Consider the following 9,897-nt stretch of genomic DNA (forward strand, 5'->3'; position numbering starts at 1 on the left):
CTTGATCGCGGAGGCGTCCTCGCCGTTGCTCAGGATCACCGCGATCGGCGTATTGACCGCGACATCGGCGGTGCCTTCGGGGATCAGGATTTTCCCGAGCGTACCCTCGTCGACGGCCTCGACCTCCATCGTGGCCTTGTCGGTCTCGATCTCCGCGATCACGTCTCCGGATTTGACGGAGTCGCCTTCCTTCTTCACCCAGCGGGCGAGATTGCCCTTCTCCATCGTGGGCGAAAGCGCGGGCATCAATACTTGGGTCGGCATCGGCAGCCTTCAATCGGGTACGGGACGCAGGACGGAAATCTCAGCGCAGGATGTCGGTGTAGAGTTCGGACGGATCGGGTTCGGGATCGTTGGTGGCGAATTCCGCCGCCTCGTTGACGATGGCGCGGACATTGGCGTCGATCGCCTTCAATTCGTCCTCGCTCGACCATTTCTTCTCCAGCAGGCGCTTGCGCACCTGCTCGATGGGATCGTTCTCGTTGCGGATCTTCTCCACTTCCTCGCGCGTGCGGTATTTCGCCGGGTCGGACATGGAATGCCCGCGATAGCGGTAGGTCTGCATTTCGAGAATGTAGGGCCCGTTGCCCTCGCGGCACCATTGCACCGCCTTGTCGCCGGCGGCCTTGACCGCGCGCACGTCCATGCCGTCGACCTGTTCGCCTGGAATATTGAAGGAGACGCCGCGCTTGGAGAAATCCTGCTGCGCGGAGGAGCGGTGCACCGCCGTGCCCATGGCGTAGCGGTTGTTCTCGATCACGTAGATGACCGGCAGCTTCCAGAGCTCGGCCATGTTGAAGCTTTCGTAGACCTGGCCCTGATTGGCGGCGCCGTCGCCGAAATAGGTCAGCGCGACATTGTCGTTGCCGCGATATTTGTTGGCGAAGGCCAGTCCGGTCCCGAGCGAGACCTGCGCGCCGACGATTCCGTGTCCGCCGTAGAAATGCTTCTCGACGGAAAACATGTGCATCGAGCCGCCCTTGCCCTTGGAATAGCCGCCGCGGCGGCCGGTCAGCTCGGCCATGACCCCCTTGGCGTCCATCCGGCAGGCCAGCATGTGGCCGTGATCGCGATAGCCGGTGATCACCTGGTCGCCGTGCTTCAGCGCCATCTGCATGCCGACGACCACGGCTTCCTGGCCGATATAGAGGTGGCAGAAGCCGCCGATCAGGCCCATGCCGTACATCTGGCCCGCCTTCTCCTCGAACCGGCGGATCAGCAGCATTTCCCGGTAGGCTTCGAGTTCCTGTTCCTTGGTGAAATTGGCGATCCTGGGCTGATCGCCGGCCGGCGACGCTTCCTGAGCCTTCTTTGCGACCGCCATGACGCTCCCTCGGCACTGCAATGCATGGTTTTGCCCATTCAATAGCGGAATTCGCCAGGGGGCGAAAGCCGAGCGCAGCGGCGCCCGGGGACAACCGCGCGTAACAATTGCTGCCGCGACGGGGCGTCGTGCGACACTTTGTTGCGCGGCGTAGCGGAGCGCTCAGGGCCTGCGCAGCAACAATACCGCCTCGTGGGGATGCGCGTAATTCAGCACCGCGCGCGCGCGCTCGTCGAGCAGGTCGGGGTCGATACGGTCCGTTCGCAGCAGCGAGACGCGGCGGTCCCACACCTCGCGCTCCGCGCGGGTGCGCGCGATCTCGGCACTGAGTTCGGCGATCTGGCGGTCGATGTCCTGGCGCGCCCGCAAGCCGCGGTTGCCGGTAAACGCATTGATGCCGAAATAGCCGATCAGGAGCCCTGCCATCGCATAGAGGCAGAGGGCTGTGAGGAAGGAACGGAGTCGGCGCCGGGTGACCATGCCGGACAGTGACGTTTTTCGCGTTAAAGGCGGTTTAATGCGGTTGCCTCCGCCGTCCGCGCCCATCCGCCCTTGAAAAATCCACGCTTCGGCGGCATCACAGCGGCCGGCATTCGTACACAGAGGTGGCGCGATGGTGGATCGGGCGGCAGTCAAGGCGCTTGCGGCGCATGTCGTGGCTTCGGTCGAGGGGGCCCGCGCGGTCGAACGGCCCTTCTATCACCTCGAATTCAGCCACGTCTTTCCCGACGACGTCTACGAACGCATCGTCGGCAACAAGCCGGTCTACGAGGATTACCGCCCGATGTCGGGGCGCAGCAAAGGCCATGTGCGCGACGACGGCACCGCGACGCGGGTCAAGATCGATCTGTTCCCGGAATATATCCGCGTGCTGCCGCAGCCCAAGCGCGAATTGTGGGACGTGATCGGGCGCGCGCTCTGCTCGGCGGAAGTGCAGAACGCCTTCGTGCGCCGGCTGGCCAAGCCGCTGGAAAAGCGCTTCGGCACCAAATTCGCCGATACCGGATTCTATCCGATCCCGATCCTGACCCGCGACATCCCGGGCTATGAAATCGCCCCGCATACCGACACCCGCTGGAAGGGCGTCACGGTGCAGTTCTATCTGCCGGCCGACGACAACCACACCAATGTCGGCACCATCTTCCACGGCGTGAAGCCGGACGGCACGCTGCAGAAAGAGGCGCAGATGCCGTTCGCGCGCAATTCCGGCTATGCCTTCGCGGTCGGCACCGACACCTGGCATTCCGCCGATCCCGTGGGCCGCGAAATCGACACCCGCGACAGCATCCTGCTTACCTATTTCGTCGATAGCGGGCTCTTGCCGATCCTGAAAAACCGCACCAAGCGCATCGGCAATTTCGTGCGCAACGAGGTGCGGCAACTGACGCGAGGCTGAGAGCCCTCCTTTTTCAGCCGTCCCCGGCAAGCTTCGCGCAACCCTATCCCGGCCTCATGCCGAGGAGCGCACGCAGTGCGCTCCTCGGAGTCTGGCCGGAAATGAAACCGACAAAATCACGGTCTTGGTGATTCCGTCATGCCCGGCACACGGGACCAGCCTTCGGCCGGCCCGGGTGTAAACCTTGTGCCGGGCATCCACGTCTTGGCGACACCACAGCAAGAAAAACGTGGATGGCCGGGACAACAAGCCCGGCCATGACGACGTCTCGGTAAATATCGAAAAAACCCGGCCGACTTTCCGCTCAGACTCTCAGGATGAGGACGGAGTGAGAACTGCCCCAAGTCTGATCAGCGCAATACCTTCAGCGCATTTCGCCCGGCATAGCGCGCCTGCGGGCCTAGCTGCTGCTCGATGCGCAGGAGCTGGTTGTATTTGGCGGTGCGGTCGGAGCGCGCGAGCGAACCGGTCTTGATCTGTCCGCAATTGGTCGCGACCGCGAGATCGGCGATGGTGGAATCCTCGGTCTCGCCGGAACGGTGCGACATCACCGCGGTGTAGCCCGCCTTGTGCGCCATCTCGACCGCAGCCAGCGTCTCGGTCAGCGTGCCGATCTGGTTGACCTTGACCAGGATCGAATTGCCGAGCCCCCTGGCGATGCCCTCGCGCAGTCGCGCCACGTTGGTGACGAACAGGTCGTCGCCGACGAGCTGGCATTTGCCGCCGATCTTGTCGGTCAGTTGCTTCCAGCCGTCGAAATCGTCCTCGGCCATGCCGTCCTCGATCGAGACGATCGGGTAGCCTCCCACGAGCTTGGCCAGGTAGTCGGCCTGCTGCGCGGGCGAGCGCCTGGTACCCTCGCCGGCATAGTCGTAGCTGCCGCCCTTGAAGAATTCGGTCGCGGCACAGTCGAGTGCGATCACCACATTGTCGCCCGCCTTGAACCCGGCCTTGGCCGTAGCCTGCATGACGAAATCGAGCGCCGCCTCCGCGCTCGGCAGGTTCGGCGCGAAGCCGCCTTCGTCGCCGACATTGGTGTTGTGGCCGGCGGATTTCAGCGCCGACTTGAGCGTGTGGAAAATCTCCGCACCCATGCGCAAGGCTTCGCCGAAGCTTGCGGCGCCGACCGGCATGATCATGAATTCCTGGAAGTCGATCGGGTTGTCGGCATGCACGCCGCCATTGACGATGTTCATCATCGGCACCGGCAGGACGCGCGCGGAAGTGCCGCCGACATAGCGGTAGAGCGGCAGCCCGCCCGCCTGCGCCGCCGCCTTGGCGACCGCAAGGGACACGCCGAGGATCGCGTTGGCCCCGAGCCGCGCCTTGTTGGGCGTGCCGTCGAGCGCGATCATGCTCTCGTCGATGCCGACCTGGTCCTCGGCATCCATGCCGCCGATGGCGTCGAAAATCTCGCCCTCGACCGCGTCCACCGCCTTGCGCACGCCCTTGCCCAGGTAACGCGCCTTGTCGGCGTCGCGCAGCTCGACCGCCTCGTGCGCGCCGGTCGAGGCCCCGGACGGCACCGCGGCGCGGCCGAGCGAGCCGTCCTCCAGCAGCACGTCGACCTCCACGGTGGGGTTGCCCCGGCTGTCGAGGATTTCGCGTGCGAGGATGTCAGCGATGGCGGTCATGGGGCCCTGTCCGGTGTGATTTTGCGCCGCTTCTACACAATCGCCCCGCGCGCGCAAAGACTGACGCCCGCGCTCCCTTCGGATAAGGTCCGGCCCGATCGGAGAGCGGAATGGCCAAGACCAAGCGGACGCAATCGCTGCAGCTCGGGCGGCCCTCGCCCATCCCGGGTTCGCCGCAAAAGGCCCGGCTCGACCGCGTGCCGAACCCGCATCCCGACACAAGCTACGTGGTGCGCTTCACGCAGCCGGAATTCACCTGCCTGTGCCCGATCACGGGGCAGCCGGATTTCGCCCACCTGGTCGTCGACTACGTGCCGGACCGCTTCCTGATCGAGTCAAAGTCCTTGAAGCTCTACTTCAACAGCTTCAGAAATCACGGCGCCTTCCACGAGGACACGACCGTGCAGATCGGCAAGACGCTGGTGCAGCGGCTGCAGCCGCGCTGGTTGCGCATCGGCGGCTATTGGTATCCGCGCGGCGGCATGCCGATCGACGTGTTCTGGCAGTTCGGCAAGCTTCCCGCCGGAATCTGGGCGCCCGATCCCGGCGTCGCGCCCTATCGCGGACGCGGCTGAAGCATTTTGAAGCGGCCGCGCTTCAGTCGGGGCTGACCGGCAGGCGCTTGAACAATGCCGCGCAGATGAAGCCGAGCGCGAGCATGATCGCGGCCGCGATCGCGACCGACCAGCGCGCGCCGATCGCCACAAGCCCGATCCCGAACAGCACCGGGCCGGTCGCCTGCCCGACAAAGAAGAACAACGAGTGCAGCGCCATCGCGGCGCCGCGCGCGGTCTGCGACAGTTCGGTCGCCTGTACCTGGATCTGGCCGTGGATCATGAAGAAGGCATAGCCGGCCACGAGGAAGGCGACGAACTGGACCGGCCAGGACAGTTCCAGCGCGATGACGCAGAAGGCGAGCGCGCAGATGACGCCGCCGCATTGCATCTGTCGCTCGGGCCGCACGCGGTTGACCAGCATCTGCACCGTCATCGCGTAAAGCAGCGCGCCGAGCGAGAAACCGCCGAGCACGAGGCCGGCGATCGAGGCGCGTGCCTCGCCGGCCGCGAGCAGCAGCAGCGCCACGTAAGGAAACAGCCCGAAAATCGCGATGCCCTCGAACAGCACAGCGATGTAGCAGACCTTGGCGCGCGGATTGGACAGGATCGCGCGATAGCTGCGCGGCACCGAACGCAGGTCGAAGGGCAGGCGTCGTTCGGGAATCTGCGAGCGCAGCCCGATGGTGAAGCAGAACACCAGCGTTCCCGCCCCGGCGATGAAGAAGAACACCGAGCGCCAGCCGATCAGGTCGTTGAGCACGCCGGCAACCGAGGCGCCGAGGACGTTGCCGGTCATGATGACGGTGAGCCAGCGCCCGATCGCAACCTGCCGGTCGCGTACCGGCACGAGGTCGCCGATCACCGCAAGGCCGACCGGAAAGATGCCGCCGGTCGCCATGCCGGCCACGATGCGCGAAGCGAGCAGCACCGAATAGTCCGTTGCCATCGCGCCGACAAAGGAGGCGACGACGAGGATGACGAGGCAGGCGATCATCAGCTTCACCTTGCCGGCCATGTCGGCAATGGGGCCAAGGATCGGCTGGATCAGCGCGAAGGGCAGTGCAAACGCGGTCGACAAGAGCGCCACGCGCGCGGCATCGGTGCTGAGCCCCTGCGCGATCGCGGGCACGATCGGATCGACCGAGCGCGTCGCCAGCGCCGTCACGAATCCGATGAAGCTGAGACGGAAGAGCGTTTTCGACATCGAGGCCTGATCGCGCCGGTCGCGGTACGCGAAGCGCGGAGGATCGATTTCTAGCGCAGAAGTCCGCCCGCGACCTGCACCGGTTTTGAATAGCTGTTAGAACCCGGCCGTGCGATCGCTAGGCGGCGTTCTTCGCCACGCGGTCGAAGGCCAGCAGCGTGCGCAGCAGCGGCTCCAGGTCTTTCAGCGCGATCATGTTCGGCCCGTCCGACGGCGCCTTGTCCGGATCCTGGTGCGTCTCGATGAACACGCCGGCGACCCCGACCGCGACCGCGGCGCGTGCCAGCACGCCGACATATTCGCGCTGGCCGCCGGACGAACTTCCCTGCCCGCCCGGCTGCTGCACCGAATGCGTGGCGTCGAAAATCACCGGCGCGCCGGTCCTGGCCAGTTCCGGCAGCGCGCGCATGTCGGAGACGAGCGTGTTGTAGCCGAACGAGGCGCCGCGCTCGGTCACCAGCACGTTCGGGTTACCGGCGCCCGCGATCTTGGCGACGACATTCTTCATGTCCCACGGCGCCAGGAACTGGCCCTTCTTCACGTTCACCGCGCGGCCGGTCTCGGCGGCCGCAACCAGAAGGTCGGTCTGCCGGCAGAGGAAAGCCGGGATCTGCAGCACGTCGACGGCCTGCGCCGCGCGCGCGCATTGCCCGATCTCATGCACGTCGGTCAGCGTCGGCAGGCCGAGGCTCGATCCGATCTCCGCGAAAATCGGCAGCGCCGCATCCAGCCCGATGCCGCGCGCGCTCGCCGCGCTGGTGCGGTTCGCCTTGTCGAACGATGTCTTGTAGACCAGCCCGATCTTCAGCCGCGCCGCCATCTCCTTCAGCGCGGAGGCCATCTCCAGCGCATGCGCGCGGCTCTCCAGCTGGCAGGGGCCGGCGATCAGCGCGAGCGGCAGCGCATTGCCGAAGCGCGCGGATTTCACCGTGACGATGGGATGCGGGGCGGTCATGGCGGGCGGACCATGCGACGGGCGAAGCGGGCGGTCAATCGGCGGCCGCGGAACGCCCGGCACTCATGCCGCCGCTTCGAACGCCACCGTCGCCCCATGCGCGGCCGCGGGCGGCACCACCAGGCGGCCTGCATGCGCGAGCGGTGAAAATCCGCCATCCTTTAGACGTTGCTGCATGTCCGAAAGCGTGCCCGTCAGAAACCGCAGCGCCGCAAGACGGAAGGTGCCGACCGGCCCCGATGGCTCGCAGCCGAATTCGCGCACGAACAATTCCGGCGTCATGACTTCGATCTGTCCGCGCACGGTACGGGCCGCGACCCGATCCTGCCCGCGCGCGATTTCCGCGTGGCCGCAATAGGCCTGCAGGAAAGCGGCATGCGCCGGCGGATCGTCGGCGACCAGCGCGACGCCGCCGATTGCGGTCACGCCGTTGGGGTGAATCTGGAAATCCCGGTTCCAGAAATTCTCCGGAAAGTGCTGCTGGCAGGTTGCGAAGGCCGCGTCGGCATCGGCGGCCTGCGCGAAGGCGAGCGAGAAGGCGACGGTGACCGGCGTGCCGTCCGGCCGCTGCCCCTCGCGCCGGAAATGCACGGTGCCGGACTGGGCGATGCCGGAGGCCGAGAAATGCGCAGCGTCGGCATCGGCATTCGCGCTTTCCAGCACCAGGAACGAGAGCCCCTCGTGCATGCCGAGGAAGCGCCGGTGAAACTCCCCGAACAGCACCGACATGCCGTCGCCGGCGAGCTTGTCCGGCTCCGCGACGGTGAGGATTTCGATGAAGAAGCCGGGAAGCTGCACGATATGGTTATGCGTGCCCCAGGGATGGCGGTTGCGCGCGCCGACGGTAAAGCCCAGGCGACGATAAAGCGCCGCCCCCGCATCGAGGTCGCGGACGGCATGAGCGACATGGTCGAGGCCGTGGGGCATCTTTTTGGGCTCAGGCCTCATTCCCAGACGGGTCAAATAGGAAGGTAGCCGGGATTCCGTGCAGCCTTTCGGTCAAACGTTGCGGTTGTTGTGCAACCGTTTTGCCCGTTGATATGCAAGATAAACGCATCGACGAATTCGTACTTGCCGGTCTTGTAATCTTCAAGACTGGCGATAACGGCGTCTCGATGCTCGACAACCCTGTCGTCTCCATCAAGCAGGCTCGCGATAACATCGACGATCTGGGTGTGCGAATAGCCATACGACCTCGCCAGCACCCAAACGAGCTCCGCGATTACGACGCAATTGATAAAGGCTGGCGTTTCTCGCGTGCAGTTTTCGTCGACAAATCGTTGGGCGCGTTGCGATTGATCGACGTCATCCGCCACGACAAGGCGGACAAGGATGTTGGTGTCGAGGCCGATCATCGCTTGCCACTTACGGCTCGCTTGAATCGAGCAGCAACAGCATCCCTAATGCCTTCGTCCATTTCCTCAAGCGACACCGCCCGCCTGGGTTTCGGCAGGATTCCATGCAAGTCGCTCAGCCGCCTGAAGACCGGCTCCATCACCACATGGCCCTCGTCCACCGAAAGGCGAAGCTTCTGTCCGTCGCGCAATTGCAGCCGATCGCGTATCGCCTTCGGAAGCGTAAGCTGTCCCTTGCCGGTGATCGTCGCTTCGAAGGTCTGCGCAACAGGCGGTTTTGCGAAATACCGCGTGCTGCTTCCTTCTTTGGTCTTTCGAATGGAATAGCCGAGAGCGGCGAGGCGTTTGAGCAAGTTATATTGAGGACCGCCGGTGGCCGCGATGACTTCGGCCATCGTCGCTCCCTCTGCCCGGGTCAGAAGCTGTTCGGCAATCTTCGCTCCGGCAACGTGTTTGTTCATCGACCGTATTTATAGTAGCTAGTTTCTAATTTCCTTACATTTTTCGAGTCAAAAGATCAAGCCACGGCCTCGCGCAAAATCGCAAAAGGGGTCCGCTCACACCAGCCGGCTCTGCTCCACCGCGGCTTCCACGAACGACGAGAACAAAGGGTGCGGCTCGAACGGGCGCGATTTCAGCTCGGGGTGGAACTGCACGCCGATGAACCAGGGATGGTCCTGGTACTCCACGATTTCCGGCAGCACGCCGTCCGGCGACAGTCCCGAGAAGCGCATGCCGTGCTGCTCCAGACGGCCCTTATAGGCGGTGTTCACCTCGTAGCGGTGGCGGTGGCGTTCGGAGATTTCCGTCGTGCCGTAGATGTCCGCCACGCGGCTGCCGCGCGACAGCACGGCGGGATAGGCGCCGAGCCGCATGGTGCCGCCGAGGTCGCCGTTCATCCCGCGCTTTTCCAGCGCATTGCCCTTCAGCCATTCCGTCATCAGGCCGACGACCGGCTCCGGCGCCGGTCCGAACTCCGTCGAATTCGCCTCCGCAATGCCGCACAGGTTGCGCGCCGCCTCGATCACCGCCATCTGCATGCCGAAGCAGATGCCGAAATAGGGCACGTTGCGCTCGCGCGCGAATTGCGCGGCGCGGATTTTTCCTTCCGTCCCGCGCTGCCCGAATCCGCCCGGCACCAGGATGCCGTTGACATGTTCGAGGAAGGGCGACGGGTCCTCGTGCTCGAACACCTCCGACTCGATCCAGTCGAGATTGACCTTCACCTTGTTGGCGATGCCGCCATGCGAGAGCGCCTCGATCAGCGATTTATAGGCGTCCTTCAGGCCCGTATACTTGCCGACGACCGCGATCGTAACCTGGCCTTCCGGACTGCGGATGCGCTCGTTGATGGTGCGCCAGCGCGACAGATCCGGCTCGCCGCGCGATTCCAGGCCGAAGGCGGCGAGCTGTTCGGAATCCAGCCCCGCCGCGTGATAGGCCTCCGGCACCGCGTAGATGTTGTCGACGTC

General features: G+C 64.9%; 12 protein-coding genes. 2 read left to right on the forward strand and 10 right to left on the reverse strand.

Annotation, left to right across the window (positions count from 1 at the left end):
• The 3 genes from AB7F49_RS35055 to AB7F49_RS35065 all read right to left on the reverse strand — a co-directional run.
• Positions 1-264: biotin/lipoyl-containing protein (locus AB7F49_RS35055; protein ID WP_428531140.1), on the reverse strand; the 264-nt coding region annotated here is incomplete at its 3' end.
• A 40-nt stretch (positions 265-304) separates the two neighbouring features.
• Positions 305-1,324, reverse strand: a complete 1,020-nt coding sequence (gene pdhA, locus AB7F49_RS35060; RefSeq protein ID WP_428531143.1) for a pyruvate dehydrogenase (acetyl-transferring) E1 component subunit alpha — start codon at positions 1,322-1,324, stop codon at positions 305-307.
• 162 nt (positions 1,325-1,486) lie between these two features.
• The gene (locus AB7F49_RS35065; RefSeq protein WP_428531173.1) at positions 1,487-1,804 is read right to left on the reverse strand and encodes an FtsB family cell division protein; all 318 of its coding nucleotides are present in this window, start codon (positions 1,802-1,804) and stop codon (positions 1,487-1,489) included.
• Between the two features lie 133 nt (positions 1,805-1,937).
• Here AB7F49_RS35065 and AB7F49_RS35070 point away from each other — a divergent pair, with 133 nt between their 5' ends.
• A complete protein-coding gene (locus AB7F49_RS35070; RefSeq protein ID WP_428531146.1) occupies positions 1,938-2,720 on the forward strand; it encodes a hypothetical protein in 783 nt (260 codons plus the stop codon).
• 350 nt (positions 2,721-3,070) lie between these two features.
• On the opposite strand, the gene eno is transcribed toward AB7F49_RS35070, so the two are convergent.
• Positions 3,071-4,354 carry a phosphopyruvate hydratase gene (eno, locus tag AB7F49_RS35075; RefSeq protein WP_428531149.1) on the reverse strand — a complete coding sequence of 428 codons (1,284 nt, stop codon included), beginning with the start codon at positions 4,352-4,354 and terminating at the stop codon, positions 3,071-3,073.
• A gap of 110 nt (positions 4,355-4,464) precedes the next feature.
• Between eno and queF the strand changes: the two genes are divergently transcribed.
• A complete protein-coding gene (gene queF, locus AB7F49_RS35080) occupies positions 4,465-4,929 on the forward strand; it encodes a preQ(1) synthase (RefSeq protein WP_428531152.1) in 465 nt (154 codons plus the stop codon).
• A gap of 22 nt (positions 4,930-4,951) precedes the next feature.
• Here queF and AB7F49_RS35085 read toward each other — a convergent pair whose 3' ends face one another.
• The 6 genes from AB7F49_RS35085 to AB7F49_RS35110 all read right to left on the reverse strand — a co-directional run.
• The gene (locus tag AB7F49_RS35085) at positions 4,952-6,115 is read right to left on the reverse strand and encodes an MFS transporter (RefSeq protein WP_428531155.1); all 1,164 of its coding nucleotides are present in this window, start codon (positions 6,113-6,115) and stop codon (positions 4,952-4,954) included.
• Positions 6,116-6,233: 118 nt separating this feature from the next.
• Positions 6,234-7,070 carry a 3-deoxy-8-phosphooctulonate synthase gene (gene kdsA, locus AB7F49_RS35090; RefSeq protein WP_428531158.1) on the reverse strand — a complete coding sequence of 279 codons (837 nt, stop codon included), beginning with the start codon at positions 7,068-7,070 and terminating at the stop codon, positions 6,234-6,236.
• A gap of 63 nt (positions 7,071-7,133) precedes the next feature.
• On the reverse strand, positions 7,134-7,997 hold the full coding sequence (locus tag AB7F49_RS35095) for a VOC family protein (RefSeq protein WP_428531161.1): 864 nt from the start codon (positions 7,995-7,997) through the stop codon (positions 7,134-7,136).
• Between the two features lie 32 nt (positions 7,998-8,029).
• Positions 8,030-8,425, reverse strand: coding sequence for a PIN domain-containing protein (locus AB7F49_RS35100; protein ID WP_428531164.1), 396 nt, complete (start codon positions 8,423-8,425; stop codon positions 8,030-8,032).
• Entirely contained in the window at positions 8,422-8,886 is a 465-nt protein-coding gene (locus AB7F49_RS35105) for an AbrB/MazE/SpoVT family DNA-binding domain-containing protein (protein WP_428531167.1), read from the reverse strand. The genes AB7F49_RS35100 and AB7F49_RS35105 overlap by 4 nt, the downstream gene beginning before the upstream one ends.
• Positions 8,887-8,982: 96 nt before the next feature.
• On the reverse strand, positions 8,983-9,897 hold a 915-nt coding region (locus tag AB7F49_RS35110), incomplete at its 5' end, for a CTP synthase (RefSeq protein ID WP_428531170.1).

Source organism: Pseudorhodoplanes sp. (genome assembly GCF_050250235.1).
Taxonomy (GTDB): Bacteria; Pseudomonadota; Alphaproteobacteria; order Rhizobiales; family Xanthobacteraceae; genus Pseudorhodoplanes.

Excerpts from the sequence above, each read along its gene's own strand:
- AB7F49_RS35085 (WP_428531155.1), bottom strand. The coding sequence starts at position 6,115 with ATGTCGAAAACGCTCTTCCGTCTCAGCTTCATCGGATTCGTGACGGCG.
- AB7F49_RS35065 (WP_428531173.1), bottom strand. The coding sequence starts at position 1,804 with ATGGTCACCCGGCGCCGACTCCGTTCCTTCCTCACAGCCCTCTGCCTC.
- AB7F49_RS35095 (WP_428531161.1), bottom strand. The coding sequence starts at position 7,997 with ATGCCCCACGGCCTCGACCATGTCGCTCATGCCGTCCGCGACCTCGAT.
- eno (WP_428531149.1), bottom strand. The coding sequence starts at position 4,354 with ATGACCGCCATCGCTGACATCCTCGCACGCGAAATCCTCGACAGCCGG.
- queF (WP_428531152.1), top strand. The coding sequence starts at position 4,465 with ATGGCCAAGACCAAGCGGACGCAATCGCTGCAGCTCGGGCGGCCCTCG.
- AB7F49_RS35105 (WP_428531167.1), bottom strand. The coding sequence starts at position 8,886 with ATGAACAAACACGTTGCCGGAGCGAAGATTGCCGAACAGCTTCTGACC.
- AB7F49_RS35070 (WP_428531146.1), top strand. The coding sequence starts at position 1,938 with ATGGTGGATCGGGCGGCAGTCAAGGCGCTTGCGGCGCATGTCGTGGCT.
- kdsA (WP_428531158.1), bottom strand. The coding sequence starts at position 7,070 with ATGACCGCCCCGCATCCCATCGTCACGGTGAAATCCGCGCGCTTCGGC.
- AB7F49_RS35100 (WP_428531164.1), bottom strand. The coding sequence starts at position 8,425 with ATGATCGGCCTCGACACCAACATCCTTGTCCGCCTTGTCGTGGCGGAT.
- pdhA (WP_428531143.1), bottom strand. The coding sequence starts at position 1,324 with ATGGCGGTCGCAAAGAAGGCTCAGGAAGCGTCGCCGGCCGGCGATCAG.